We start from the raw sequence: 25,144 nt of genomic DNA, 5'->3' as shown, positions 1-25,144 counted from the left end.
GTGGTTGTCCGTTGTCAGGGATTTTGGGACAGATGGCTGCCTGAGTTAAGAGAGGATCTGGCGCATCTGGTTGGATTGATTATGCGGCGGCAACGCTCGACGGAATAGAAGTGGCGCACATGATCCGCAAAGGTCAAATCATACCAGGACTCTGCCCATTTCAGCAGTTCGCTGAGCTCGCCACATGACGCACAAGCGATTGCTGAAATAACTCAACGGCCTCAGATCTTTGCAACAAAACCGCGTTGGCCGCGCGTGGCGTCGACGGCTTTGCGAGTGGCATGCCCGGCTTTGGGGCTGCCCTCACCTATGACGATATCTGGGATGTTCTCGCCTACATAAGGTCCACTTGGCCTGAGCGCGTTCAGGAAATTCAAGCGGGTCGCAATCCACCACATAACTAAGGATGGCTATCGTTACCGCGTGGCGTGGGTGCGTAACTCCCGCGTCCAGTTTTGACGAGCAATCCCTGTTCGGATAGGTCTTTGAGTGCCCGATAGCAGGCTTCCTTTGTTAGTCCGATCTGGCTGGCGAACTGTGTGACCGATCCGGTTAGCTTGCCTAACGCTACTGCCAGCAAAACTCGCTCATTTGCAGATTTCACCGCATGTAGCGTCAAAAGTTGGCGGTAGTCCTGCACCTGCATTGCTAGTCGTTTGGTTATCCCCTCCGAAAATGCGCTGTCGTCCTCTAGGCGCAACAAAATGGCCCGTTTCGACACCCGAACAACTTCGGATGAACAGGAACAAATCGCATCGCAGTGGTAGTGATCCGAATAGATGGATGCTTCGGCAAACATGTCGCCAGGCTGGGCGTTATGGATGGTGACAGCGTTTCCAGATTCCGTAACTCGGGTAAGGCAGACGTTGCCCGATTTGATGAAGAAAATACCATTCGTCGGGTCGCCTTGCCGGAACACGTGGCCACCTTGGGCGTAACACAGGTTAGATAGAGAATTCACGTGTAATACATCGAACGGAGGCGGCAACATGTGATTTCAATCATATTTGTTTCTTTGTTTGCGGTGTAGCAAATCTCGCATGCTAACTGCAACAACGGACGTCTCATGATCAAATCAATCCTGTGCGCCACAGTCGCGCTTTTGGCTGTTCCTGCAACAGCCCAACACTTTCATCATGGCTCAGGTGGCCCCATTGAAACGGGTCAGTCCGCATTTGCCGCCTTGGCTGAAATCGTCCAAATTCTGTCGGATGATCCCGGCACCGACTGGAGCAAAGTCAATGTTCAGGCGCTGCGCGATCACCTCGTGGATATGGAACTGGTCACGACAGAGGCGAATGTGCGTACTAGTAGTGAGGGCCGGATCGTCGAATTCCACGCTTTCGGCGAGGGCCATGTTGCCGATGCTGTAGAACGCATGGCGCTGGCGCATTCGCCCATGCTGGAAATGGCAACCGGATGGGCGGTGACTGCTGAACCCTCGGCGAACGGAGCAACGATGCGGATCGAAGTCGATACAGATCAGGAATTTGCCCGCGCCCTCGGCCTCGGATTCTTCGGCGTCATGACTATCGGCGCCCACCATCAGGCACACCACTTACAGATCGCACTGGGCGAAGATCCACATCACTAATACGACAACCAAAAGCATTCATTAGTACTTGTGTGGCGAATTCGAACTTCGTCCCGCATTTTGCGAATTCAGGCAGCCTTTGATTTTGCGCTCGCAGGGAACGGCATGTGTAGATAGCTCCCGCATAGCAAGACATTTTTTGAAAGTAATTTCGCACTGGTCAGAAGCAGACGTGTGTCCGGCCTGTTTGTGCAGCACACGCGGCTGCTGGCCTTGATGGTTTCCGCGACCAAGTCCCATACGGGTATTGCGGACAACTAGTGTCCTTGCCGTTCGACGGGGTGTCTTGGCTGGCGGGCTGACTGTTCTCCATCATTTCAAGGGTCTTGCTGTCTCGAGTATTCCCTTCTTGTTCTCTTAGATCGGGTGGGGACGGTAGTATTCGCTCTTGGTCAGCACAGCCCAGACGATCCGCGCTGTCTTATTGGCCATGGCGATTGTCGCCAAACGGGGAGGCTTGCGGGCGAGCAGGTCTATGGCCCATGGATCGACACGGTCGGGGTTCACCTTCATTTGCCGCAATCGCGCCGTCATACCGGTCACCAAGAGGCGCCGGATATATCGGTCGCCCATCTTCGTGATCCGCCCCAATCGTTCCTTACCACCACTGGATCGGTTGAGCGGCGTCAGGCCAAGCCAGGCTGCAAACTGTCTGCCGTTCTTGAACTGCTTCGCGTCACCGACGGTTGCAACAATTGCCGATGCTGTCACGGGTCCAATTCCTGGGATCGTGCGCAGCAACATCACGCGCTTGTCCAGTTTCGAATGCAGGCGCATGCGCACCTCGTACCAACGGAGGCGGAGATGCATGGCAACGAGTTGATGACTCAGCTGCTTGAGAACATCCATCGCAATTTCAGGCAGGTCTGGTTTGTCACCATCCAGAAGGCTCTTGGCATACTTCACGGCACTTCCTGTACCCTGCGCTATGATAATGCCAAACTCGACCAGCAGGCTGCGTAACATATTGCTGAGCTGTGTCCGTTGGCGGACTATCAGATCGCGAGCACGATGGAGAAATAGGACCGCTTGCTGCGCTTCCGATTTCGGCGCTACAAACCGCATTGTTGGGCGCGTCACTGCCTCGCAAACCGCCTCAGCATCAACCGCGTCAGATTTGCCGCGTTTCACATAAGGCTTCACGTAGTTGGCCGGGATCAGCCGAACATCATGGCCCAGCTTTGAGAGTTCTCGTGCCCAATGATGACTGGACCCGCATGCTTCCATCCCCACCAAACATGGCTCGAGTTCATCAAAGAAGGCGACAAGTTGGGCGCGCCGGATCGCTCGATTGAAAACGACGGTGCCATCCGCAGTAATCCCATGGACTTGAAAAACATGTTTGGCCAGATCGATGCCGACTGTTGTAACTTGCATTGGGTAGCTCCTTTCCTAGCAGTGATACACAACTGCAGTATGGCGCATTGCGACGCCGGTTGGAGCAGGAGCTATCCACCCCATCGGGTTCGACGGGCCGCGCCGCAGCATGGAGACTATGGGGTGTAGGTCCGGAAAGGGCTGTCAACGATATCGCTCCAGGTCTCCTGCAGTTCAGATTTTGTGTGGGTGCCGATGGCCGCGAAGAGCCTGAAGCGGCCAAAGAGCTGAGGCCTGCGTTAATAGCCAGTCGGGCTGGCCAATGTCGGGCGACGCTCGGATCTAGCTAGTCTGAAAAGCAAAGAGAGCCATTGATCCAGATCGCGTGCCACCGCATCTTTGCATGGAACCAGTGAAACGTACGCACAGGGCATAGGACATAAATTGAAGACAACTGTCGGAGATTGGACCGAAAGCTTTCTTGGCACGAGGAACCTACCTCGGCGGGTCAGGGATAAGCTTCTACTTGAAGCACGCGTGGTTTCATACAAGCAGGGCCAGCAAATTTTTGGACCCGACAATATCCCGGACAGTCTGATGTTTTTGCATGCCGGCCGCATACGCGTTTCCCAAAGCTCTGATGCCGGGCGAGAAATCGTGCTGTATCGCGTTGAGGCTGGAGAGAGCTGCGTGCTGACCACCGCCTGCATGCTGTCCGAGGAAGCTTATAATGCTGAGGGAATTGCCGAGACCGACGTTACGGCTATCACATTACCTAAAACTTCATTTGATCGGCTGGCTGCTGAAGAAGACAGTTTTCGCGGTTTCGTTTTCTCGGCCTATTCTCGACGGTTGATTGATCTTCTGCGCGTGGTCGACGATGTCGCCTTTGGCAGAATGGACGTTCGACTGGCAGAGCGCCTTTTGGCGCTGGGAGAAGGTCACTCCGAAATCCAGGCGACGCATCAGGCTTTGGCAAACGAGTTAGGGACAGCGCGTGAGGTCGTTTCACGCATACTGAACGATTTTCAAAAGCGCGGACTTATCCGTCAGACGAGAGGGCGGATCACCCTCCAAAACAAACCTCAATTGGAGCGTTTGGCGGACAGCGCATGAGTTTTTGCGTTAGGTGACATTGTCACTGAAGAGCAAGGTACCGGTGGGTAATCAGTTTGCAACACGAACAACCGGAGACGCCTGATGGAAACCGCGTTTACGCCGATCGCCTCATTTGGAGGCGGGCTCGCAATTGGACTTGGATCCGTGCTTTTGATGCTCGGACTGGGACGCATCATGGGTGCGACGGGCATTTTGTCCGGTTTGGCATTCCCAGAAAACCGCGAGGAATTCGCCTGGCGAACAGCCTTGGTTGCGGGAATGATGCTCGCACCGGGTCTGATCTATGCTGCGACCGGTGCAATGCCTGAACTCACGGTACCTGTCAGTCCGACTATGATCGTGATCGGCGGTGTGATCGTCGGCCTGGGCGCCAGTCTCGGGTCTGGCTGCACTTCAGGGCATGGTGTTTGTGGACTATCTCGGCTGTCTGTTCGCTCTTTGGTGGCAGTGCCGACCTTCATGGTCACAGCTGCAGTCACAGTCTTCCTGATCCGTCATGTCTTTGGAGTGTAATGCAATGAAACTTGTCTTTGCTTTGTTTACTGGCCTGATCTTTGGTGTTGGTATCGCTATGTCGGGCATGATGGATCCGGCCAAAGTTTTGAATTTCTTCGATATTGCCGGGACGTGGGATCCTAGCCTCGCCTTTGTTATGGGCGGTGCGCTCCTGGTCACTTTCTTCGGCTACAGACTTGCCTGGCGGCAAACAACGCCGCTCTTTGGCGGTCGTTTTCAGATCCCAAGCGCGACGGCCGTAGACAAGCGACTGGTTGGTGGTTCGGCTCTCTTCGGCATCGGTTGGGGAATTGCAGGCTTCTGCCCCGGCGCTGCTATACCTGCACTTGGCACCGGGCGTTGGGAAGTCGCTCTCTTTCTGGTTGCAGTTCTTGCCGGGTTTGTACTGCGCAGGCTCCTTTTCCCGCGTCCTGTTCGGTCGGCGGCGTAGTCTCCGACTTCCCTCAACCTCCCAAGAGTACAATCAGATGACGTATCCCGTAAACATGAACATCAAGCCGGACGTTCAGGCCTTCTTCGATGAGGCGACGAACACCATCAGCTATATTGTGAAGGATCCAACCTCGAACTCATGTGCCATTGTCGATAGCGTAATGGACATTGACTACGCGGCGGGGCGCATCACTTACGATCACGCAGACGAGCTCGTCCACCAGATCGTAAGCCAAGATCTGAATTTGGAATGGATCATTGAGACCCATGTTCACGCCGATCATTTAAGTGCAGCGCCGTATATCCAAGAAAAGCTTGGGGGAAAGATCGGCATTGGTTCAAAAATCATGATCGTGCAGGACACGTTTGGGAGGGTCTTCAATGAAGGTACCGAGTTCCAGCGTGATGGCAGCCAGTTCGATCAGCTTTTCGAAGACGGCGATACGTACATGGTTGGCAATATGCAGGTGTTCACAATGTACACTCCCGGACATACGCCGGCTTGCATGGTACATGTTGCAGGGGATGCGGCTTTTGTGGGCGATACTTTGTTCATGCCGGATGGGGGATCAGCGCGCGCAGATTTTCCTGGCGGCGATGCAGCAACGCTTTACGATAGCATTCAAAAAGTCCTGAGCTTGCCGGACGAAACACGACTTTTCATGTGTCATGACTACGGACCAAACGGGCGAGAAATCGCCTGGGAAACAACTGTCGGTGATGAGAAAGCCCACAATATCCACGTTGGTGGTGGCAAATCAAAAGAAGAGTTCGTCAAGTTCCGCAAAGAACGAGATGCTCAGCTGGCAATGCCGAAGCTGATCATCCCATCACTTCAGGTAAATATGCGTGCGGGTGAGGTGCCTACGGACGTGGACGGCAACCCCATGCTCAAGGTTCCGGTCAACAAACTCTGATTTTGAAAGGATAAGAGCAATGGAAATCACCCAAATTTCCGACAACTTCAGTACTTGCGGTCAATTGGAGACCGATGACTTGGCGGAAGTCAAAACGCTCGGATTTCGCTCTCTAATCTGTGTGCGCCCTGACGGCGAAGAAAAGGGGCAGCCTACCTTTGGCAAGATCCAAGAATGCGCCAAGGCGCAAGGTCTTCAAGCTCGCTATGTGCCGGTCAAACCCTCCGGCGCAACAGAATCGAACCACATTGCTTTTTCTAAGGCGTTGGCAGAGCTACCCGAGCCTGCCCTTGGCTACTGCCGAAGCGGTCAGCGCGCTGCAACGTTGTGGCACGCACGACGACGTACCGCGGCGTAGCGGGGAGTAAGGATGCGGGCGGCGCAATATCTTCCGGTTCTGAGTTGGGCTCGCAGCTATGGACGGGCAGAGCTTTCTAACGATCTAATGGCGGCGGTGATCGTCACCATCATGCTGATACCTCAATCCCTGGCCTATGCGCTCCTGGCTGGATTGCCTCCAGAAGCGGGGCTGTACGCGTCCATCGCGCCAATTCTTCTTTACGCAATATTTGGAACCAGTCGCGCGTTAGCCGTTGGCCCGGTTGCCGTTGTCTCACTGCTAACAGCGTCAGCGGTCGGTCAGGTTGCTGAACAAGGCACGGCAGGCTACGCGATTGCGGCACTGACCCTCGCATTTCTTTCTGGCAGTTTCCTGTTGCTTTTGGGGTTCTTGCGGCTGGGCTTCCTGGCTAATTTTTTGAGCCACCCGGTGATTGCGGGGTTTATCACTGCATCTGGGATCTTGATCGCCGCGAGCCAACTTAAGCACATTTTGGGTGTGAATGCTCGCGGACATACATTGCTCGAGATCCTCGCATCGATTGCTGCGCATTTGCATGAGGTGAATTGGGTTACGCTCGTTATCGGCCTCAGTGCGACGGCCTTCCTTTTTTGGGCCCGCCGATGGTTAAAACCCGAATTATTGAGGCTGGGTGCTCCGGTGGCGCTTGCCGATATTCTAACGAAGGCGGGACCTGTTGCCGCCGTAGTTGCTACTACGGTTGCGGTTTGGGCATTGGATCTTGTCGAAATGGGTGTGGAAATCGTTGGGGAAGTCCCGCAAAGCCTGCCGCCGCTTACTTTGCCAGGATTTGCGCCCGATTTGCTTGCAGCGCTGTTGGTTCAGGCGATTCTGATTTCAGTGATTGGCTTTGTCGAGTCAGTCTCAGTCGCGCAAACTTTGGCTGCCAAGAAACGTCAACGGATCGATCCGGACCAGGAACTCATTGGACTGGGCGCAGCCAATATCGGCGCAGCGTTCACAGGAGGCTACCCGGTCACGGGGGGATTTGCGCGATCAGTCGTCAATTTCGATGCCGGCGCTGAAACTCCTGCTGCTGGCGCCTATACTGCGCTTGGCCTCGCGATCGCCGCCTTGGCGTTGACACCATTGGTGTACTTCCTGCCAAACGCTACGTTGGCCGCCACAATCATTGTGGCAGTTCTGAGCCTTGTGGATTTTTCAATATTGCGCAGAACATGGGACTATTCCCGTGCAGACTTCATCGCGGTATCTGCAACAGTTTTGTTGACGCTCGGGCTGGGTGTCGAAGTCGGCGTCGCGTCTGGAGTGGCTATTTCAATACTTTTGCATTTGTACAAGACGTCTCGACCGCATGTTGCGGAAGTGGGCCGTGTGCCCGGGACAGAGCACTTTCGAAATGTCCTGCGCCACGATGTTGAAACCGCACCTACGGTGTTGACGTTGCGCATCGACGAGAGCCTTTACTTTGTAAACGCCGGCTTTCTGGAAGAACTGATCTTCAGTCGCCTTGCCGAGCGGACGAAGGTCAAACATGTTGTTTTGATGTTCTCTGCCGTTAACGAAGTGGACTACTCAGCGCTGGAAACTCTCGAGGCAATCAATCACCGCCTTAAAGAGCTTGGCGTTGGCCTGCATCTGTCCGAAGTTAAGGGTCCTGTTATGGACAGACTCAAACGATCTCATATTGTCGACGGTCTGAACGGCAGGGTTTTCTTGTCCCAATACGATGCGTGGACAATGCTCATTGCAAAAGCGAGCGAGTGACCAAGATCAGTTTGGTTTTTTAAAGTAACCTGAACGAGCGCTTTGGTTCGCATAGCGAACGTATGAGCTCATTTGTTGAATGAACGCCACGAGCCCACGTGCGCCATCAAAGGCGATCGGATTCTGATCAAAAGAGAACCACCTAAATCGTCCTCCACACGTGAAGACTTGTTTGAACTGCGACCTCAATGCTCAGTTGTGAAGGACAGTCCGGACACGAGTTGTTTCAAGCCAAGCGCCGCACCGGCGAAGATGGCAGCGAATGTTACAGGCGCGCTGTAGGCCAAAAGTGAGAAGGCAGATATACCTTGTCCGACGCTGCAACCGACCGCGATGATCGCACCTGGCCCCATAATCGCCGCACCGAGCATTTGACGCTTTAGTTCACGTGGATCCTCGCATGCTTCCCATCGGAAATGACCTTTGGACCAGGACCCCAAAAATGCACCAATGAGGACGCCGGAGACTGATCCGACCGCAAAGGACAAAGTGTTTCCGGAGGCTGTCATAAGGTAGAATATTGTGTCGCCAAGGGGTGCAGCGAAGGTATGGGTTTGAACTGGCTCACCATCGAAACCGTGCGTCGCCACCCAATTTGTGCCGAGCCACCCAGATACGATCGCCAGTCCAACTACAGATCCCCAGAACACCTGTGCGGGAGTTCGGCGGAAACGCTGGTTTGCCAAGGCGAAAATCACCAATGCAACGCCGATGACCGCGCCAATGAGCCAAGCTGGGATAGAGGTCAGTTGTTCGGCAAGGAAGCTAATGCTCTGGGGGCCTTCAAGATCCATTTCCTCGGGGAAGACCCAAACGCGCAAATATGCAAGGGGCCCGGACATGACAACGTAAGCAGACAGACCCATAATCAAAACGATGACGAATGATCGAAGGTCGCCGCCTCCAAGCCTTGCCAGCGCGCCATAGCCACAGTTTCCGCTGATGGCCATTCCGTAACCGAACATGAGACCACCCACGATCGACCCAAGTGGGTTCCAGGTCTGTGCAAGATACCTTGTTCCAACAGGGTCCAGCCACCCTAAAGCCATGGCTGAGTGGCTGCCGACAATTGCTACGCCGATCGCAATTGCCCACATGCGCAGCCGCCGGTCATCATCTGCGTAAAGGTAGTCCTCGATTGCACCCAACGTGCAAAAACGGCCAATGCGTGCGGCCAAGCCCAACACAATACCACCGATCAAACCGATCAGGGCGACGGTGTTGGCGTCTCCCAATGCTTCAAACATTGCCAGTCTCCTCCCAAAGCTGGCGGGTATTTTGGCGGCTTCTACTTCTCCCTGCAGAATAGATCGTAAACGACTTCCAGGATCTGTGTCGATCGATCATCCGCCAATCTGTAGTAGATCGTTTTCCCCTCGCGTCGTGTTTTGACCAAGCCCTCAAAGCGTAAGCGGGACAGTTGCTGAGAAACGGCGGCCTGGCGTGCCGAGAGCATTTCTTCCATCTGCGTGACAGATTTTTCACCCGAGGACAGGTAGCATAAGATCATAAGGCGCCCTTCATGGCTAATTGCCTTGAGGAAACTCGACGCCGTCTGAGCATTCTCCATCATTCTGTCCAGGTCTTCTGCGCACATGTCCTTTGTGAACACTGGCAGTTTCGATGGTTTGTCCAACAAGATTGCCTCGCTTTCTTGGCTTCACGCATTCATAACAGTTTATGTAATGCGCCGCAGATTATCCAGAGGTCTCAATCGATATCCCCGCGTCACGCAGCAAAACGCCCAGCAACCCCCAGAAAAAATCTTCGCCGGGATAGCCTTCGATCCGGCCGACCTCTTGGCCATTGTCCAACAGAACAAAGGTTGGCGAGTAGTAGAGAGGGCGCTCCAATGCGACGCCGTCAGGCATAGCCGCGTGGAGATCGATGCGCTGAAGTGGAGCGGCATGTCCTTCTGGTGTCTTGGGGTAAATCTCCGAGATTTCGGCGTCCCAACGTGCGCACCACATACACCCATCTTCCTCGGCCATCAAAAGCGTCATTTCTGCCCGTAAAACCACAGGAGAAACAAGCAACGTGATCGCAAGCAAAAGCAGAAGTAGGTGACGCATCTCAAGCTCCGATTGACCGCAGCGACATATTTTTATTATTTTGAATGTGTGAATAATAGCGCACCGGGACGGGTTTGACCATGCTCGACATTACATTTGCAGGAGCTTTGGTCGCGGGGTTACTGTCGTTCCTGTCGCCCTGCATCCTACCTATCGTCCCTTTTTATCTTAGTTATCTCGCGGGCGTCGGGATTGATCAAATCTCTTCGGGGTCAACACTTTCCGCCGGCGTTCGTCGCAAGGCAATGCTTTCTGCAATGGCATTTGCAGCTGGAATCATAACGATCTTCATGGCACTGGGTGCGACGGCTTCGATCTTCGGGCAGCTGGTACGAGAGTATTTCGATATACTGCGCTGGATTGCAGCGGCCATCATCATTGCGATGGGGTTGCATTTCCTGGGGTTCATTCGCATCGGGTTCCTGTATCGCCAATTTCGTGCGGACGTCGGTGAGACATCAAGCGTTAGCCTGATTGGGGCTTACGTTCTGGGCTTGGCATTTGCTTTTGGCTGGACACCTTGCGTCGGGCCTGTTCTCGCTGCGATCTTGTTTACAGCGGCCGGAACCGAAACGGCTTGGCGTGGAGCTGCGCTTCTATTCGTCTATGGGGTTGGAATGACCGCACCGTTTGTTCTGGCGGCCTTCCTGGTCCGCCCCTTCATGCAATGGATGGCAAGGTTCAGAAAGCACTTGCCCCTCATCGAAAAGGCCATGGGTGGCTTTCTGGTGCTCTTCGGCATCCTCATCGCAACCAACTCCATCAATCACATCGCACAATGGATGCTCGACCATATGCCTTGGCTTGCAGCCATTGGTTAATTCGGGAGGAAGACATGAAACGAGTTTTGTTAGTATTGATCGCATGCCTGATCGGCGGGGCAGTTTCCGCCGCTGAGCTGGGCGACGACGGTTTGCATAAAACACCGTGGATGCGCGACACGTTCAAAGACCTCCGAGAGGATCTTGAAGAGGCCTCAAGCGAAGGTAAGCGGTTGGTGTTATTTATTGAACAGCAGGGCTGTATCTACTGCAAAAAAATGCACGATGAAGTGTTTCCCCAGCCTGACCTCGCAGCGTTCATCGAAGAGAACTTCTTTGTCGTCCAACTGGATTTGCATGGCAGCACCACGGCCACCGACTTTGATGGGGAAGAGGATGAGCAAAGAGCACTGATGCGCAAATGGGGGATTCTGTTTACCCCTACACTTGTTTTTCTGCCGGAAGAGGTGCCAGAGGATGCCACAGCCATTAACGCTGCGGTCGCTGTGATGCCGGGAGCTTTCTCCAAGGGAACGACCTTGGACCTTTTCACCTGGGTCGACGAGAAACGATACGAACTTGATAATGGTGAAGATTTCCAACGGTATCATGCCCGTCGCATTCAGGAGCGAAACAATGTTTCACAGGACTGAGTGTCGCTGTTACGAATAAAAAAATTCACTATGATGAATTTAATGTTGCGACAACCGGTACTCGTCGACTACGGTACACAAAGGCTTTGGGTCGCAAGGCGCCGCCGGCGCGTTAGCAAATGGGAGGGATCATGAAGCTGAGACTCTTAACATTGGTCTGCGCAATGACAGGCGTTGCCGCATTTGCGGCAGAAACAGACCCGCAAGACGTAACCTACGATGACTATGGTGCCATTGAGGCTTCGTTGACCGGTGCTGCTGGCGACGCGGCTAATGGCGCGCTTATCGTTGGCGACAAGTCAAAAGGCAACTGCGTTGCGTGCCACGCGGTTTCGGCTTTGGCCGACATCCCGTTCCATGGCGAAGTTGGTCCGATGCTGGATGGCGCCGGTGATCGTTGGACCGAAGCGGAACTTCGCGGATTGGTCGCAAATGCAAAGATGACGTTCGAAGGCACGGTGATGCCTGCGTTCTACAAGGATGACGGATATATCCGCCCGGGCGACGCCTATACCGGAAAAGCCCCAACCGCGCCTTTGACGTCGATCCTGACAGCACAAGAAATCGAGGACGTGGTCGCGTTTCTTGCGACCCTGAAAGAGGAATAGTCGCGCTTTTAGGCGTGAATTTTCGAAGTTTCAAAGGAGATTGAAAATGGAACTCTCTCGCCGCGAGACACTGGCCCTAGGGCTGGGTGCCGCGTTCCTGACAATTATGCCGCTTCGGGCAAATGCAGCTGCTGAAGATGCCATCGCGGCATTTACAGGCGGCGCAGATGTGGCTGACGGCGGTGTTACATTGACTGCACCGGAAATCGCAGAAAACGGCAATACTGTACCAATCGAAGTCAGTGCTCCGGGCGCAGCTGCAATTCTAATCGTGGCTGCAGGCAACCCTGAACCTGGCGTTGCAACATTCAATTTCGGTCCGTTGGCGGCTGAACAAGCCGCATCAACCCGCATCCGTCTTGCCGGAACGCAGGACGTCATTGCCGTGGCGAAGATGGCAGATGGTAGCTTCGCCAAAGCGTCTGCGACCGTAAAAGTGACAATCGGCGGCTGCGGCGGCTGATCGCCACGCGCGCCTCGAAGAACAGGAGATTAACCAATGGCTTCCGGTGTAAAACCCCGCGTCAAGGTTCCAAAGACAGCCGCTGCTGGCGAAACCGTTACGATCAAGACATTGATCAGCCACAAAATGGAAAGCGGCCAGCGTAAGGATAAAGAAGGCAACGTCATCCCGCGTTCGATCATCAACCGTTTCACCTGCGAGTTTAATGGAGAAATGGTGGTGGATGTGACGATGGAGCCGGCGATTTCGACCAACCCGTACTTCCAGTTCGAAGCGACTGTGCCCGAGGCCGGTGAGTTTGTCTTCACCTGGTACGATGATGACGGCTCTGTCTACGATGAGAAGAAAACGATCGAGATCGCCTGACGGCTCGACCACTAAGGCAGATCAGCGCTGGTAGGAGGAGTTGGCGCTGATCCACCAAGGGAGGAACGCAATGAATACCAAGGCACTTACGGCGATCGCGGCAATTCTGGTTTTCCCGGCTGCAGCGATGGCTGGACCGGACGAAGACAATCTCACGATCAATGATGAGCTGGACATGACCTCGGTCACTGAAGCTCCGGCACATCTGGAAAATTTGGACACGATCTACTCGGGTTGGCATTTTCGCACGGATGAAACGCAAGCGCTTCAAATTGATGACTTCGACAACCCTGCAATGATCTTCGTCGATCAGGCCGCCGATCTCTTCGAGACCGTCGATGGTGACGCGGGCGAGAGCTGTGCCTCATGTCATGATGGGGTGGAAAGCTTCAAAGGATTGCAGGCGTCCATGCCGAAGGTGGATGCCGAAACAGGTAAGCTGGTCGTCATGGAAGATCTGATCAACAAGTGCCGTACGGACCGCATGGAAGCCGATGCCTGGAAATGGTCCGGGGGTGATATGCAGGGCATGGTCGCTTTGATCGGTCTGCAGTCACGCGGCATGCCAATGAATGTCGCGATTGATGGCGATGCCGCCCCGTATTGGGAGCAGGGCAAAGAGATGTACTATACTCGCTATGGTCAGCTGGAGCTTAGCTGTGCCAATTGTCATGAAGACAACTGGGGCAACATGATCCGTGCCGACCACCTGAGCCAGGGTATGATCAACGGGTTCCCGACTTATCGTCTGAAACAGGCCAAGCTGATTTCGCGCCACAACCGTTTCCGCGGCTGTATTCGCGATACGCGGGCAGAAACTTTTGCCGAAGGATCGGACGAGTTTCGCGCGCTTGAGCTCTACGTGGCCTCACGCGGCAACGGGCTTTCAGTCGAAACTCCTGCAGTACGGCAATAGTGAACGACCCGCGTGGACAGTGTCCTGCGCGGGTTTTTTCGGGAAAATAACATTCACACATTTATATGTGAAACAGGAAAGCTGATAGATGATTTCTCGACGTGACTTCTTGCAGGTTTCAATGGCTGCATCGGCTTTGTACGGGGCGTCCGGATTCGGCAACTGGGCCAGACTTGCCGCGCAGCAAAGCCTAACGCAGGATCAATTGTTGGAGTTCGAGACCTTCGGAAATATCAGCCTGATACATGTCACCGATATTCACGCGCAACTCAAACCGATCTATTTCCGCGAACCCGAGATAAACCTTGGAATTGGCGATGCACGAGGTCAGATGCCGCATGTCACAGGGGCGGCTTTCCGCAAGGTATACGGGATCGAAGATGGAAGCCCATCGGCCTATGCGCTGACCTACAATGATTTCTCTGCGCTGGCCAAGACCTACGGTCGGGTTGGTGGATTGGACCGAGTTTCAACTGTCATTAACGCCATTCGTGCTGACCGCCCCGATGCGCTTCTATTGGACGGGGGCGACACTTGGCACGGTTCTTACACCTGCTATCAGACGGCCGGTCAGGACATGGTCAATGTCATGAACGCACTGAATCCCGATGCTATGACCTTCCATTGGGAGTTCACGTTGGGCAGCGACAGAGTTAACGAAATCGTCGAAGGTTTGCCCTTTGCGGCCTTGGGTCAAAACATCTTTGATGCCGAGTGGGACGAACCTGCAGAATTGTTCCAGCCCTATAAGTTCTTTGATCGGGGCGGTGCAAAGGTTGCTGTTATTGGGCAAGCGTTTCCTTACATGCCAATCGCGAACCCAGGCTGGATGTTCCCAGAATATTCGTTCGGTATCCGCGATGAAAACATGCAGGCCGTGGTCGACGAGGTTCGCGATGCCGGCTCTGATGTCGTTGTTGTCCTCAGCCACAACGGCTTTGACGTGGACAAGAAGATGGCAGGTCGGGTGCAAGGGATCGACGTGATCCTCAGCGGTCACACCCATGACGCACTTCCCGAGCCGGTTCTGGTCGGTAAAACGCATATCATCGCGTCTGGCTCGAACGGAAAATTCGTCAGCCGCGTCGATCTCGACGTGAGGGACGGGCAGATGATGGGGCTCAAGCACAAGCTGATCCCGATCTTCTCTGACGTCATCGCTCCTGATCCTGCGATCACCGCTCTGATAAATGATCAGCGCGCGCCGTACGAGGCTGCGCTGAGTGAGGTGATTGGCAAAACGGATTCATTGCTCTACCGCCGCGGCAACTTTAACGGCACTTGGGATGACCTGATTTGCGATGCCCTGATCAATGAGCGTGAGGCAGACATCGCGATGTCGCCTGGCGTCCGTTGGGGGCCATCAATCCTACCGGGACAAGATATCACGCGCGAGGACATCTGGAACGTCACATCGATGTCGTATCCCAACGCCTATCGCACAGAAATGACAGGCGAATTCATCCATGTGATCCTCGAGGATGTCGGTGACAACCTGTTCAATCCCGATCCCTATTACCAGCAGGGCGGCGATATGGTCCGGGTCGGTGGGCTTGGCTACCGCATCGATGTGACCAAACCACAAGGGCAGCGGATCAGCGAATTGACGCTGCTCAAAACGGGTGAAGCGATTGATCCATCGAAGACCTACGTCGTGGCTGGTTGGGCCAGTGTCAACGAAGACACTGAAGGTCCGCCGATCTGGGATGTCGTCGAAAACCACATTCGCAACCTTGGCACCGTCACAGTGCAAGAGAACACCAGTGTCGATGTTGTCGGTGCTTAAGAAACAGATGGAGACCTAAGAGTTATGGATGACGCGTTCAAACCGTCCCGCAGGGCCTTCCTGAAAGGCAGCGCTGCGGTCGCCGCAGGATCAGTTGCGGGTGCGGCAGCGGCAGACACGCCCGACCCACTGATAACAGAGCTTCAGGATTGGGCGTCTTACACAGGTGCCGGTGTTGACGAGTCACCTTATGGCATGCCGATCAGCTTCGAATCTCATGTCGTTCGGCGCAACGTGGAATGGCTGACCGCTTCTCCAATTTCGTCGATCAACTTTACACCGATCCATGCGCTTGATGGCACTATCACTCCGCAAGGATGCGCTTTTGAGCGTCACCATTCAGGTGCGATCGAGCTGCGCAAGGAGGATTATCGCCTGATGATCAACGGGCTGGTCGATCGCCCGCTTGTGTTTACTTATGAAGACATTGAGCGTTTCCCGCGCGAAAACCATGTGTATTTCTGCGAATGTGCGGCGAACACCGGTATGGAGTGGGCTGGTGCTCAACTCAATGGCGTCCAATTTACGCACGGCATGATTCATAACATGGAATACACCGGTATTCCTCTGCGCACGCTGTTGCAGGAAGCAGGCGCTGATATCTCACCAGACAAATGGGTCTATGTTGAAGGCGCAGACGCGTCATCAAATGGCCGCTCCATCCCGATGGAAAAAGCACTCGATGACGTTTTGGTGGCTTTCAAGGCAAATGGTGAAGCGCTGCGCATGGAGCATGGATATCCGGTGCGACTGGTTGTTCCTGGTTGGGAAGGCAACATGTGGGTCAAGTGGCTGCGCCGCATTGAGGTCGTCGATGTGGCGGTCGAAAGCCGCGAAGAAACATCAAAATACACTGATGTCTACGCCGATGGCACAGCCCAGAAATGGACGTGGGTGATGGATGCAAAGTCCGTCATTACTTCACCCAGCCCGCAAATGCCCATCAAACACGGACCGGGACCATTGGTCATTTCCGGGCTTGCCTGGTCAGGCCACGGGCAAATTACGCGGGTCGATGTGTCCAAGGACGGTGGGATTACCTGGGAGACAGCGCGTCTTGGCAAGCAGGGCGACAGCAAGGCTTTGACGCGCTTCTATCTCGACACGAACTGGGACGGAGCACCATTGTTGTTACAGGCCCGGGCGATAGACGAGACCGGCTATGTGCAGCCAACCAAAGACCAGCTACGCGAAAAGCGCGGAGAAAACGCGGTCTACCACAACAACTGTATCCAAACTTGGTACGTGAGCGCAGAAGGGATCGCTGAGAATGTCGAAGTCTCTTAGTCATGTTTTCCTGCCCGTATTTGGTGGCACAGCCTTGGTGCTTGCGGCAGCGTTGGTGTTTGCCAATCGGAACTACGGCCAGTCGAAGATAGACACTTTGGAAACCCGGATAGGTCAGGTTGAAGCGCATGCAGCATCAGCTCTGGAAAACGCGCAAGCGGAGGCCAGTCGAGCAGCTGAACTCGAGACAAAAGTCGAAGAAATCCAAGCGGCCGCCGCGGAACGGGTTGCAAATGGTGCGAACCTAACTGCACCGGCGCCCAGTCGCGACGGTACTATTGGGCTTGGACGTCCTGCATTGGAGGAAGAGATCGCCGCCTGGGACGTTGACATCTTGCCCGACGGGCGTGGCTTGCCGGTTGGATCAGGCGATGTCTGGACTGGAGAAGAAGTGTTTGTCGACCGGTGTGCGTCCTGTCACGGCGAGTTTGCCGAAGGCGCCGACAATTGGCCCGTTCTGGCCGGTGGTTTCGACACGCTTGCCGACGAGGATCCTGTGAAAACAGTAGGATCTTATTGGCCGCATTTGTCAACCGCCTGGGACTACATCTCCCGCTCAATGCCATTTGGCGAAGCGGGTACGCTTACGGCGGATGAGACCTACGCAATAGTCGCCTATATCCTTTATTCCAATGACCTGGTGGATGACGATTTCGTTCTCAGCAATGAAAACTTCGCCGAATTCGAGATGTACAACAAGGATGGATTTGTCGTCGATACGCGACCTGAGACTGAGTACGCAGAATGGCGAGAAGAGCCCTGTATGGAGAACTGCAAAACAGAGGCCGCTGTTACTATGCGCTCTGTCTTTCTGGTTGAGACGCCACCAGAAGGCGGTTCGAATTCGGTCATGAACGAAGCCAGCGCGGACGAGTTGCCGACGTTCACGGCGGAGGGGCCTTCGTTCATTCCGACCGCAGCGCCAAAGCCCGAGGAAGAAGCCGCCGCAACACCGGCTGTTCAAGAAACCGATGAGGCTGACCAGACTACGGAACTGTTCGCAGCCGGTGAGAAGGTCTTCAAGAAATGTAAATCCTGCCATCAGGTTGGTGACGGTGCAAAGGACAGTACGGGGCCGGCGCTGAACGGGGTTATTGGGGCCAACGCAGGGTCGGTTGAAGGATTCAAATACTCCAAAGCTATGAAAACGGCTGCCGAAGCTGGTCTTGTTTGGACCGAAGAAGAAATGGCGGCCTTTCTGGCAAAGCCCAAGGACTACATGAAGGGTACACGCATGTCCTTTGCTGGGCTCAAGAAACCAGACGACATTGAAGCCGTGATCGTTTACCTCAAGTCGTTCGGAAGCTGATCATGCGCTGGTCGAACATTTTGAAGTGCGCGGCGGTCATGGTTGCTTTCGCCCCATCCACCCACGCCACCGGAGACCTCGGCGACGCCGAAGCTGGGAAAAAAGTGTTCGCCAAATGCAAAGGCTGCCATCAGGTTGGCGAAGGAGCGGAGAAGAAAATAGGTCCGCATCTAAACGGTGTTTTTGGTCGGAAAGCTGCAGGTCTCGAGGGGTTCAAATATTCCAAGAGTCTTGTGCGCGCGGGTAATTCGGGTCTGGAATGGCATGCTGACACTCTGTCCGCCTACATCGAAAACCCACGTGCATTTGCGTCAGGCACGAGGATGAGTTTTCGCGGATTGAAAGACCCGGAAGACCGAGCCAACGTGATCGCGTATTTGCGGGGTTTTTCAGACAATCCCCGTGATATCCCGGAAGCGGATCCAACCGCGAAAGGCACGGATCATTCGATCGATCCTGCGATCCTGGCGATACAGGGAGATCCTGAGTACGGCGCATATCTCAGCAGCGAATGTACAACATGTCATCAGATTGAGGGAGGCGATGAGGGCATTCCTTCGATTGTGTATTGGCCTGACGAGGACTTTGTGGTCGCCATGCACGCTTACAAGGACAAACAGCGGCCACATCCGGTCATGCAAATGATCGCCGGGCGGCTGAGCAATGACGAAATCGCGGCATTGGCCGCATACTTCAATAATCCAGAGTGACAGTGTCTAAGGGGAGGAAACGCGATGACACTCAATAGACGAGTATTTCTTGGAGCTGCCGGGGTAGTGGCCGCTGGGCTATCTGCTCCGATGGTGCTGGCTCAAGGCAAGCCCCGTGTAGTGGTTGTCGGCGGCGGTGCGGGCGGTGCGACTGCCGCGCGTTACATAGCGAAGGACAGCAAAGGTGAGATTGACGTGACGCTGATCGAGCCGTCTCGAACCTACTACACCTGTTTCTTCTCAAACCTTTATTTGGGAGGTTTTCAGGAGCTATCGGACATCGCCCACAGCTATGGCACGCTTGCCGCGAACTACGGTATAAACGTTGTGCATGATTGGGCCACTGGGGTCGACCGCGACGCTAAGACGGTGTCTTTGGCCGGTGGCGGGTCAGTTCCTTATGACAAGCTGATCCTGAGCCCGGGTATCGACTTTGTTGATGGTGCGGTCGAGGGCTGGGACCTCTCGGCCCAAAATATAATGCCGCATGCTTACAAAGCTGGTTCTCAAACAGAGCTTTTGAAAGCGCAGATCATGGCGATGCCCGAAGGGGGTACCTTCGCGATGGTCGCTCCTCCCAACCCGTACCGTTGCCCGCCCGGGCCGTATGAACGGGTTTCGATGGTGGCGCACGTCCTGAAGGCAAACAACCCAACAGCAAAGATCATTGTAGCCGATCCGAAGCCGAAATTCTCGAAAATGGCTTTGTTCCAAGAAGGCTGGGGAAACAACTACGAAGGAATGGTCGACTGGATCGGCGAAGATTTCGGCGGTGGCATTGTATCCGTGAATCCGGATGCAATGACGGTGACCATCGACGGTGAAGAGACAAAAGTCGATGTCTGCAATGTGATCCCAGCGATGAAAGCAGGTCGCATTGCGGAAATGGCGGGAGTAACCGACGGCAACTGGGCACCAGTAAACGCTGCGGACATGTCTTCCAAAGCCGATCCGGACGTTTACGTTCTTGGAGATGCCAGCCAGCAGGGTGACATGCCGAAATCCGGGTTTTCGGCAAACAGCCAGGCGAAAGTATGTGCGAATGCGGTACGAGGTGCGTTGACCGGGTCTAAAGTCTTCCCGGCCAAGTTCTCGAACACATGCTGGTCGCTGATCGATACCGATGATGGCGTTAAGGTTGGCGCAACCTATGAGGCGACGCCAGAAAAGATCGCGAAAGTCGATGGCTTTATCAGTCAAACCGGTGAAGATGCCGATTTGAGAAAAGCGACCTACGAAGAGTCACTGGGTTGGTACGCCGGTATCACGTCGGACATGTTTGGTTGAGGCAATCGGGGGCTTTGACCGGTGTCAAAGACCCCGATGATCAATTTGAGAAAATGCGGTTCAGGAGGAGGACTAAAACCATGAAACACTTTATTGCCGCAGCCGCGTTTTCCACTGTTCTGGCGAGCCAAGGGCTTGCAGAGGAGATCATCACTATCCCCTTCGACGGCAGTTTTGATGATGCAACATTCGCCGTCGAGTCCGCGATCGTGGGACAGGGACTGGTCATCGACTATGTAAGCCACGTCGGCGACATGTTGAATCGAACAGGCGCTGACGTCGGCAGCGACAAACAGATATTTGCAGCTGCAGACATCTTCATCTTCTGCTCGGCAAAAATCTCGCGTGAAGTGATGGAAGCAGACCCGATGAATATTGGCTTCTGCCCCTATGGGATATTTGTGGCCGAAGACGACAGTGGCGTGATGGTTGGATACCGAAGCTATCCTGATGGACCAATGCAAAAAGTTCAGGCCCTGTTGTCCGGGATCGTAGAAGAAGCCGTTGGGAACTGAAATGAACTATCAGCAGTTTTTTCGTGGTCAACTCGACCAGCTTAAGGAGGAAGGGAACTACCGGGTCTTTGCGGATCTTGAAAGGCAGCGTGGCGCGTTCCCGACAGCGCGTAGCTACGCGGAAAATGGCCCCGAGAAAGTCACTGTTTGGTGCTCAAATGATTATCTGGGGATGGGTCAGCACCCCAATGTTATTGCAGCAATGCACAAGGTGATCGATGAGGTTGGTGCCGGAGCGGGAGGAACGCGGAATATCTCTGGAACGACCCACCAGCATGTTTTGCTGGAGCAAGAGCTTGCTGACTTGCATGGCAAGGACGCTGCGTTGCTGTTTACGTCCGGTTACGTTTCGAACTGGGCCGCGCTGGGAACTCTGGCGTCTCGCATTCCGAGCATCACAGTCTTATCTGACGAGTTAAACCATGCCTCGATGATCGAAGGAATTCGCCACAGTCGTTGCCAAAAGCGTATCTGGAAACACAATGATTTAGCCGACCTTGAAAGGCACCTTGCTGAACTGCCTGCCAATGCACCGAAGCTCATTGCGTTTGAGAGCGTCTATTCAATGGATGGCGATATTGCACCAATTGCCGAAATCTGTGATCTGGCCGATCGCTATAGCGCGATGACCTATTTGGATGAGGTTCACGCCGTAGGGCTTTATGGACCGCGCGGCGGAGGCATTGCCGAACGCGAAGGCCTGATGGAAAGGCTAACCGTCATCGAGGGGACATTGGGCAAAGCATTCGGCGTAGTTGGCGGATACATCGCCGCGTCGAAAGAGCTTGTCGACTTTGTGCGATCCTTCGCCAGCGGGTTTATCTTCACCACTGCATTGCCTCCCGCCGTGGCCGCAGGAGCTACCGCTTCTGTTCGGCACCTGAAGCAAAGCAATTCGGAACGACATTTGCACCAGCAGCGCGTGCGCGAGGTGCGAGAAAAGCTGGACGGTCTGGGCATTCCGCATACACCGAACCCAAGTCACATAATTCCGGTCATGGTCGGCGATCCGGTCAAGTGTCGCTTCATCTCTGACGTGCTGATGCGTGACTATGGAATTTACATCCAGCCGATCAACTATCCAACCGTCCCCAAGGGAACGGAACGTCTACGGATTACACCTTCCCCAGTGCATTCCACCGACGACGTGGATCGACTGGTGTCTGCCTTGGGTGAGCTATGGACGCAATGCCAATTGGCGCGCAGGCCAATGGCCGCTCAATGACAATGACAACTTGACCGAAGACAAGGACGCGCAAGCAACCAAGTGAGAGTCTCTGTTGATGGAAAGGCTCATCGATTTGTTGGGAGACCCTGGCGCTTTGGCATTTGCCGGTGCGTTTGTCGGTATCTTGTTCGGCGTGACGGCCCAGAAGTCTCACTTTTGTTTGAGAGCGTCGACCATCGAAGTCGCCGAAGGCGAGCTTGGTCCTCGCCTGGCTGTCTGGCTGATCGCTTTCACCGCAGCGCTCACCTTAGTGCAGGCGTTTGTCGCGTTTGAGTGGTTAGACCTTTCCGAGACACGCGCGATTGCGTCGACGGGCAGCCTCAGCGGCGCAATACTTGGCGGGGCGATGTTCGGCGTTGGCATGGTTTTGGCGCGTGGGTGTGCATCTCGCCTGTTGGTATTGGCCTCCTGCGGTAATCTGCGCGCCCTGATTACAGGATTGGTTTTAACCTTAGTGGCTCAGGCGACCTACACGGGCGTTCTTAGTCCCGCCCGAGAATCACTTTCCGGGATCTGGACTGTCTCAGGTGGCACCTCGAGAGACCTTTCAGAAATACTTGGATTTTCGCCAGTTGCTTATACAGCCGTTGCAGCGTTGGGATTGGTGTCGGCAATTGCATTCGCATTCCACCGGAGAGTCGCGCCTATCAGGATCGTAACAGCCGTAGGCGTTGGTGTAGCGGTGGCACTTGGCTGGTTGATGACATTTGCCATCGCGCAAGCATCTTTTGACGTCGTGCCCGTGTCGTCAATCACATTTACCGGACCGGCCACGGATACACTAATGGCGTTGGTTGCGGAGAGGAACGTTGTTTTGTCTTTCGGTATCGGCCTTGTTCCAGGCGTAGCAATTGGTGCTGCAGGCTCAGCCCTAACTTCAGGGGAGTGGAAGATCGAACGTTTTGGCCCTGATACTCCCATGGAACGCTACCTTGCTGGAGCTTTCCTTATGGGCTTTGGAGCCATGCTGGCCGGAGGATGCGCTGTAGGTGCAGGGCTTTCGGGAGGGTCCGCCCTGTCATTGACGGCGTGGCTTGCCGTTTTCTTCATGTGGGTTGGAGCGATCGGCACGCATAGGTTATTGAGGCGAATACCTATTCCTCAAACGTCCTGAGTCATTCGAATTCCATTTGCTCAAAGACCCGCCCGGCATTTTTTGTCGCCAGTTCCTCAAACGTGTCCAAATGGGCATATGGTGACTGATCGACATAGTAAGCCTCAGCCAGATCGCCGCCAGCATCCATATGCTCTTGGATCTTGCCGCGCAGATAGATCAGGTAGTCGCGTGTATAGCGGCGCACCTGATCCATGTTTGTCGGATGACCGTGGCCGGGGATGACATATGTGGCTCCCAAGGCTTCGAACTCGTTGTCCCAAGTCTCAAGCCAATCCGCTGTATAGGTCTCTTGAAAGATCGGCAGCATGCGCTCGTGAAACGCCATGTCACCCGCGATGACAAGGCTTTGGTTCGGCAGCCAAATCGAGATATCGCCGGGACTATGGGCCGGTCCGAGATATTTGGCTTCAATCCGGAAATCACCCATTTCAACTACGTATTCATCCTCGAATGTCTCGGTTGGGCCAGCCAGAAACGTTCTTTCCGCCTTGTCCTGATTGTACCGTTGCATTCCTTCAAGGATCTGAGGGCCGTATTCCTCGAATTCAGCCGCAGCATCCGAATGGGCGATAATTGGAACGCCGAGCTCTAACCAGTAGGCGTTGCCAAGCATCGCGTGCCCCTGGCCATTCTCGTTGAAGACAAGCTTAACCGGCTGATCCGTGATCGACTGAATTTCCTGGTGAAGCGCTTCAGCAAGCACATAGGCCGCGCCGCCGTTTATGACGATCACGCCCTCTCCGGTAACTATGAAGCTGAGATTGTTGTTATGACCAGAGTTCTCGTAGGTCGGCGGGGCGGTTGCGCCAATGGCAGAGTAGACGCCGGGGATATATTCGACCGGTTTGGAATACAGCACACTTTGCGGGTATTGGTCTGCAATATCCTCGCTTGCCCAAGCTGGTGCGGCCAGAGTCAAGACAATCGACAGCGATCGCATCATTATGGTTCTCCAATGAACTTGTAAACAGAGCCAGTCTTCTCGACCCGGCCGATTCCACCATTTGGCAAGTGGAAACCAACTAAATTCATTTGCTCGTGGGAAACCTGATCCAGCAGTGAGTTCCGAGTTGCTGCGGCCGCCTGTTGATCCTGATCCGTGCCACTGGGCCAGTCGGGTCGTTCAAAAGCTACGTGTGGATTTCCCAACGCGTCGCCGACAATCATCACGGATTCACTGCCGCTGCGAATTTCAAACGCCATGTGGCCGGGCGTGTGTCCAAAGCTTGCGCGTGCGGCAATACCGGGAAGGATCTCTTGTGCGTCGTCAAAAAACGCGACCTGATCCTCAATTGCTGCCATACGCCGCTTTGCGCCTACTGCGAACGCAGCGCGATCGTCTCCAATGGTATCCACAGTTGAGGGGTTCCACCAATAATCCCACTCATTACGGCCAAAGTGATGCGTGGCGTTGGGGAACAGAAGGTCGTCGAAATCATCCAAAACGCCCCAAATGTGATCCGGGTGCGCATGGGTGAAGATCACGTGCGAGATGTCTTCGGGCGACAGGTCGGTTGTTTCAAGAGCCTCCAGAAGCTTACCAGAAGTTGGCATGAAATCTGGCCCAGCTCCCACATCGAACAGCACGGAGTTTTGATCATCTTGATAAAGTGCCACGTTGCACTCTGGCTCGTACTTGGTCGCGTCCACCTTGTAGTTGTCCAAAACCTGCCTGAGCTCTTCCTTCGGCATGGCGCCAAAGACCATTTCCGAAGGCAATGACAGGTACCCATCTGACATGGTTGTAATCCGAGCCGAAGCACCGAGTTGTAACTCTGCCCACCCGATCTTGGATTGAACTCCAAGCGCTGCGATACACGTGGCGCCATACAAGAATCTGCGTCGTGAAAACTCATTTCGATCCATTAACAATCAATAAAATGAATGTAATAATTTGTAAACGACGAAAGGTCAGACTTTTTCAGAAGGATTTGAGTTGAGGCGGGAACGCACGCACCGCAATCCTGTCTTCGGGCCTGATAGCGTTTGGTTCCATCATTGTTGAACTTGGCGCGGCCTTTCGAGATGTCGCGCCAGTACGGTACTCTAAGTCTCAAAAAACGATAAAAATCCCTTAGAATC

Annotated in this window: 29 protein-coding genes and 1 pseudogene; 22 read left to right on the top strand and 8 right to left on the bottom strand. The window is 54.4% G+C overall.

Annotated elements, in window-relative coordinates:
- Positions 1-83: 83 nt before the first annotated feature.
- Positions 84-188: pseudogene (locus tag I5192_RS22580) on the top strand (IS6 family transposase); the annotation flags it as partial.
- A 33-nt stretch (positions 189-221) separates the two neighbouring features.
- Here the strand turns inward: I5192_RS22580 and I5192_RS22790 are convergent.
- Both I5192_RS22790 and I5192_RS18960 read right to left on the bottom strand, forming a co-directional pair.
- Positions 222-377, bottom strand: coding sequence for a hypothetical protein (locus I5192_RS22790; protein WP_223118356.1), 156 nt, complete (start codon positions 375-377; stop codon positions 222-224).
- Positions 378-400: 23 nt separating this feature from the next.
- On the bottom strand, positions 401-961 hold the full coding sequence (locus I5192_RS18960; protein WP_223118355.1) for a Crp/Fnr family transcriptional regulator: 561 nt from the start codon (positions 959-961) through the stop codon (positions 401-403).
- A gap of 105 nt (positions 962-1,066) precedes the next feature.
- Here I5192_RS18960 and I5192_RS18955 point away from each other — a divergent pair, with 105 nt between their 5' ends.
- On the top strand, positions 1,067-1,594 hold the full coding sequence (locus I5192_RS18955) for a hypothetical protein (RefSeq protein WP_152460729.1): 528 nt from the start codon (positions 1,067-1,069) through the stop codon (positions 1,592-1,594).
- 357 nt (positions 1,595-1,951) lie between these two features.
- Here I5192_RS18955 and I5192_RS18950 read toward each other — a convergent pair whose 3' ends face one another.
- Positions 1,952-2,971, bottom strand: coding sequence for an IS110 family transposase (locus tag I5192_RS18950; RefSeq protein WP_223118354.1), 1,020 nt, complete (start codon positions 2,969-2,971; stop codon positions 1,952-1,954).
- Between the two features lie 384 nt (positions 2,972-3,355).
- Between I5192_RS18950 and I5192_RS18945 the strand changes: the two genes are divergently transcribed.
- The 6 genes from I5192_RS18945 (at position 3,356) to I5192_RS18920 (ending at position 7,984) form a co-directional block, all read left to right on the top strand.
- Positions 3,356-4,027 (top strand): Crp/Fnr family transcriptional regulator, encoded by a 672-nt coding sequence (locus tag I5192_RS18945; protein WP_152460727.1) that lies wholly within the window; start codon positions 3,356-3,358, stop codon positions 4,025-4,027.
- Between the two features lie 84 nt (positions 4,028-4,111).
- On the top strand, positions 4,112-4,543 hold the full coding sequence (locus I5192_RS18940) for a YeeE/YedE family protein (protein WP_152460726.1): 432 nt from the start codon (positions 4,112-4,114) through the stop codon (positions 4,541-4,543).
- 4 nt (positions 4,544-4,547) lie between these two features.
- On the top strand, positions 4,548-4,976 hold the full coding sequence (locus I5192_RS18935; protein ID WP_152460725.1) for a DUF6691 family protein: 429 nt from the start codon (positions 4,548-4,550) through the stop codon (positions 4,974-4,976).
- Positions 4,977-5,013: 37 nt separating this feature from the next.
- On the top strand, positions 5,014-5,895 hold the full coding sequence (locus I5192_RS18930) for an MBL fold metallo-hydrolase (RefSeq protein ID WP_152460724.1): 882 nt from the start codon (positions 5,014-5,016) through the stop codon (positions 5,893-5,895).
- Between the two features lie 19 nt (positions 5,896-5,914).
- Positions 5,915-6,253 (top strand): TIGR01244 family sulfur transferase, encoded by a 339-nt coding sequence (locus I5192_RS18925; protein ID WP_152460723.1) that lies wholly within the window; start codon positions 5,915-5,917, stop codon positions 6,251-6,253.
- Positions 6,254-6,265: 12 nt separating this feature from the next.
- Positions 6,266-7,984, top strand: a complete 1,719-nt coding sequence (locus I5192_RS18920; protein WP_223118353.1) for a SulP family inorganic anion transporter — start codon at positions 6,266-6,268, stop codon at positions 7,982-7,984.
- Positions 7,985-8,169: 185 nt separating this feature from the next.
- Here I5192_RS18920 and I5192_RS18915 read toward each other — a convergent pair whose 3' ends face one another.
- The 3 genes from I5192_RS18915 to I5192_RS18905 all read right to left on the bottom strand — a co-directional run bounded on the left by I5192_RS18915 (position 8,170) and on the right by I5192_RS18905 (position 10,056).
- On the bottom strand, positions 8,170-9,231 hold the full coding sequence (locus I5192_RS18915; RefSeq protein ID WP_223118352.1) for a YeeE/YedE family protein: 1,062 nt from the start codon (positions 9,229-9,231) through the stop codon (positions 8,170-8,172).
- 41 nt (positions 9,232-9,272) lie between these two features.
- Entirely contained in the window at positions 9,273-9,581 is a 309-nt protein-coding gene (locus I5192_RS18910; protein ID WP_170514663.1) for a metalloregulator ArsR/SmtB family transcription factor, read from the bottom strand.
- Positions 9,582-9,681: 100 nt separating this feature from the next.
- Complete coding sequence (locus I5192_RS18905; RefSeq protein WP_223118351.1) at positions 9,682-10,056, bottom strand: hypothetical protein; 375 nt, start codon at positions 10,054-10,056, stop codon at positions 9,682-9,684.
- Positions 10,057-10,136: 80 nt separating this feature from the next.
- Here I5192_RS18905 and I5192_RS18900 point away from each other — a divergent pair, with 80 nt between their 5' ends.
- The 14 genes from I5192_RS18900 to I5192_RS18835 all read left to right on the top strand — a co-directional run bounded on the left by I5192_RS18900 (position 10,137) and on the right by I5192_RS18835 (position 23,059).
- Positions 10,137-10,877 carry a cytochrome c biogenesis CcdA family protein gene (locus I5192_RS18900; protein ID WP_223118350.1) on the top strand — a complete coding sequence of 247 codons (741 nt, stop codon included), beginning with the start codon at positions 10,137-10,139 and terminating at the stop codon, positions 10,875-10,877.
- A gap of 14 nt (positions 10,878-10,891) precedes the next feature.
- The gene (locus tag I5192_RS18895) at positions 10,892-11,470 is read left to right on the top strand and encodes a thioredoxin family protein (protein WP_223118349.1); all 579 of its coding nucleotides are present in this window, start codon (positions 10,892-10,894) and stop codon (positions 11,468-11,470) included.
- 131 nt (positions 11,471-11,601) lie between these two features.
- On the top strand, positions 11,602-12,078 hold the full coding sequence (gene soxX / locus I5192_RS18890; protein WP_171181851.1) for a sulfur oxidation c-type cytochrome SoxX: 477 nt from the start codon (positions 11,602-11,604) through the stop codon (positions 12,076-12,078).
- Positions 12,079-12,124: 46 nt separating this feature from the next.
- Positions 12,125-12,541 (top strand): thiosulfate oxidation carrier protein SoxY, encoded by a 417-nt coding sequence (gene soxY, locus I5192_RS18885; protein ID WP_058275041.1) that lies wholly within the window; start codon positions 12,125-12,127, stop codon positions 12,539-12,541.
- 36 nt (positions 12,542-12,577) lie between these two features.
- Positions 12,578-12,907: a thiosulfate oxidation carrier complex protein SoxZ gene (gene soxZ / locus I5192_RS18880; protein WP_170380046.1), complete on the top strand. Its 330-nt coding sequence runs from the start codon at positions 12,578-12,580 to the stop codon at positions 12,905-12,907.
- A gap of 70 nt (positions 12,908-12,977) precedes the next feature.
- On the top strand, positions 12,978-13,823 hold the full coding sequence (soxA, locus tag I5192_RS18875; RefSeq protein WP_223118348.1) for a sulfur oxidation c-type cytochrome SoxA: 846 nt from the start codon (positions 12,978-12,980) through the stop codon (positions 13,821-13,823).
- A gap of 88 nt (positions 13,824-13,911) precedes the next feature.
- Positions 13,912-15,609: a thiosulfohydrolase SoxB gene (gene soxB, locus I5192_RS18870; protein ID WP_223118347.1), complete on the top strand. Its 1,698-nt coding sequence runs from the start codon at positions 13,912-13,914 to the stop codon at positions 15,607-15,609.
- A 24-nt stretch (positions 15,610-15,633) separates the two neighbouring features.
- Positions 15,634-16,896, top strand: coding sequence for a sulfite dehydrogenase (gene soxC, locus I5192_RS18865; RefSeq protein WP_223118346.1), 1,263 nt, complete (start codon positions 15,634-15,636; stop codon positions 16,894-16,896).
- Positions 16,880-18,205, top strand: a complete 1,326-nt coding sequence (locus I5192_RS18860) for a c-type cytochrome (protein ID WP_223118345.1) — start codon at positions 16,880-16,882, stop codon at positions 18,203-18,205. Before soxC ends, I5192_RS18860 begins: the two co-directional genes overlap by 17 nt.
- A 38-nt stretch (positions 18,206-18,243) precedes the next feature.
- Positions 18,244-18,915: a c-type cytochrome gene (locus I5192_RS18855; RefSeq protein WP_223118406.1), complete on the top strand. Its 672-nt coding sequence runs from the start codon at positions 18,244-18,246 to the stop codon at positions 18,913-18,915.
- Between the two features lie 24 nt (positions 18,916-18,939).
- Complete coding sequence (locus I5192_RS18850) at positions 18,940-20,202, top strand: NAD(P)/FAD-dependent oxidoreductase (RefSeq protein WP_223118343.1); 1,263 nt, start codon at positions 18,940-18,942, stop codon at positions 20,200-20,202.
- An 80-nt stretch (positions 20,203-20,282) separates the two neighbouring features.
- Positions 20,283-20,717 carry a DUF302 domain-containing protein gene (locus tag I5192_RS18845; RefSeq protein ID WP_223118342.1) on the top strand — a complete coding sequence of 145 codons (435 nt, stop codon included), beginning with the start codon at positions 20,283-20,285 and terminating at the stop codon, positions 20,715-20,717.
- A gap of 1 nt (position 20,718) precedes the next feature.
- Positions 20,719-21,942 (top strand): 5-aminolevulinate synthase, encoded by a 1,224-nt coding sequence (hemA, locus tag I5192_RS18840; RefSeq protein WP_223118340.1) that lies wholly within the window; start codon positions 20,719-20,721, stop codon positions 21,940-21,942.
- Between the two features lie 58 nt (positions 21,943-22,000).
- Complete coding sequence (locus tag I5192_RS18835) at positions 22,001-23,059, top strand: YeeE/YedE family protein (RefSeq protein ID WP_370644463.1); 1,059 nt, start codon at positions 22,001-22,003, stop codon at positions 23,057-23,059.
- 1 nt (position 23,060) lies between these two features.
- On the opposite strand, the gene I5192_RS18830 is transcribed toward I5192_RS18835, so the two are convergent.
- Positions 23,061-24,005 carry an MBL fold metallo-hydrolase gene (locus I5192_RS18830; RefSeq protein WP_223118337.1) on the bottom strand — a complete coding sequence of 315 codons (945 nt, stop codon included), beginning with the start codon at positions 24,003-24,005 and terminating at the stop codon, positions 23,061-23,063.
- Complete coding sequence (locus tag I5192_RS18825) at positions 24,005-24,802, bottom strand: MBL fold metallo-hydrolase (protein WP_255612168.1); 798 nt, start codon at positions 24,800-24,802, stop codon at positions 24,005-24,007. Before I5192_RS18825 ends, I5192_RS18830 begins: the two co-directional genes overlap by 1 nt.
- Between the last annotated feature and the right edge of the window lie 342 nt (positions 24,803-25,144).

It is taken from the genome of Ruegeria sp. SCSIO 43209, assembly GCF_019904295.1.
In the GTDB taxonomy this organism is placed as follows: domain Bacteria; phylum Pseudomonadota; class Alphaproteobacteria; order Rhodobacterales; family Rhodobacteraceae; genus Ruegeria.
This window is presented reverse-complemented; position numbering and strand designations above follow the sequence as displayed.

Bases quoted from the DNA above. Each gene is read 5' to 3' on its own strand.
- I5192_RS18830 (WP_223118337.1), bottom strand. From the start codon at position 24,005: ATGATGCGATCGCTGTCGATTGTCTTGACTCTGGCCGCACCAGCTTGG.
- soxX (WP_171181851.1), top strand. From the start codon at position 11,602: ATGAAGCTGAGACTCTTAACATTGGTCTGCGCAATGACAGGCGTTGCC.
- I5192_RS18900 (WP_223118350.1), top strand. From the start codon at position 10,137: ATGCTCGACATTACATTTGCAGGAGCTTTGGTCGCGGGGTTACTGTCG.
- I5192_RS18825 (WP_255612168.1), bottom strand. From the start codon at position 24,802: ATGTCAGATGGGTACCTGTCATTGCCTTCGGAAATGGTCTTTGGCGCC.
- I5192_RS18910 (WP_170514663.1), bottom strand. From the start codon at position 9,581: ATGTGCGCAGAAGACCTGGACAGAATGATGGAGAATGCTCAGACGGCG.
- I5192_RS18850 (WP_223118343.1), top strand. From the start codon at position 18,940: ATGACACTCAATAGACGAGTATTTCTTGGAGCTGCCGGGGTAGTGGCC.
- hemA (WP_223118340.1), top strand. From the start codon at position 20,719: ATGAACTATCAGCAGTTTTTTCGTGGTCAACTCGACCAGCTTAAGGAG.
- soxY (WP_058275041.1), top strand. From the start codon at position 12,125: ATGGAACTCTCTCGCCGCGAGACACTGGCCCTAGGGCTGGGTGCCGCG.
- I5192_RS18955 (WP_152460729.1), top strand. From the start codon at position 1,067: ATGATCAAATCAATCCTGTGCGCCACAGTCGCGCTTTTGGCTGTTCCT.
- I5192_RS18860 (WP_223118345.1), top strand. From the start codon at position 16,880: ATGTCGAAGTCTCTTAGTCATGTTTTCCTGCCCGTATTTGGTGGCACA.
- I5192_RS18925 (WP_152460723.1), top strand. From the start codon at position 5,915: ATGGAAATCACCCAAATTTCCGACAACTTCAGTACTTGCGGTCAATTG.
- I5192_RS18855 (WP_223118406.1), top strand. From the start codon at position 18,244: ATGGTTGCTTTCGCCCCATCCACCCACGCCACCGGAGACCTCGGCGAC.
- soxZ (WP_170380046.1), top strand. From the start codon at position 12,578: ATGGCTTCCGGTGTAAAACCCCGCGTCAAGGTTCCAAAGACAGCCGCT.
- soxC (WP_223118346.1), top strand. From the start codon at position 15,634: ATGGATGACGCGTTCAAACCGTCCCGCAGGGCCTTCCTGAAAGGCAGC.
- I5192_RS18920 (WP_223118353.1), top strand. From the start codon at position 6,266: ATGCGGGCGGCGCAATATCTTCCGGTTCTGAGTTGGGCTCGCAGCTAT.
- soxA (WP_223118348.1), top strand. From the start codon at position 12,978: ATGAATACCAAGGCACTTACGGCGATCGCGGCAATTCTGGTTTTCCCG.
- soxB (WP_223118347.1), top strand. From the start codon at position 13,912: ATGATTTCTCGACGTGACTTCTTGCAGGTTTCAATGGCTGCATCGGCT.
- I5192_RS18950 (WP_223118354.1), bottom strand. From the start codon at position 2,971: ATGCAAGTTACAACAGTCGGCATCGATCTGGCCAAACATGTTTTTCAA.
- I5192_RS18835 (WP_370644463.1), top strand. From the start codon at position 22,001: ATGGAAAGGCTCATCGATTTGTTGGGAGACCCTGGCGCTTTGGCATTT.
- I5192_RS18895 (WP_223118349.1), top strand. From the start codon at position 10,892: ATGAAACGAGTTTTGTTAGTATTGATCGCATGCCTGATCGGCGGGGCA.
- I5192_RS18905 (WP_223118351.1), bottom strand. From the start codon at position 10,056: ATGCGTCACCTACTTCTGCTTTTGCTTGCGATCACGTTGCTTGTTTCT.
- I5192_RS18940 (WP_152460726.1), top strand. From the start codon at position 4,112: ATGGAAACCGCGTTTACGCCGATCGCCTCATTTGGAGGCGGGCTCGCA.
- I5192_RS18915 (WP_223118352.1), bottom strand. From the start codon at position 9,231: ATGTTTGAAGCATTGGGAGACGCCAACACCGTCGCCCTGATCGGTTTG.
- I5192_RS18935 (WP_152460725.1), top strand. From the start codon at position 4,548: ATGAAACTTGTCTTTGCTTTGTTTACTGGCCTGATCTTTGGTGTTGGT.
- I5192_RS18930 (WP_152460724.1), top strand. From the start codon at position 5,014: ATGACGTATCCCGTAAACATGAACATCAAGCCGGACGTTCAGGCCTTC.
- I5192_RS18845 (WP_223118342.1), top strand. From the start codon at position 20,283: ATGAAACACTTTATTGCCGCAGCCGCGTTTTCCACTGTTCTGGCGAGC.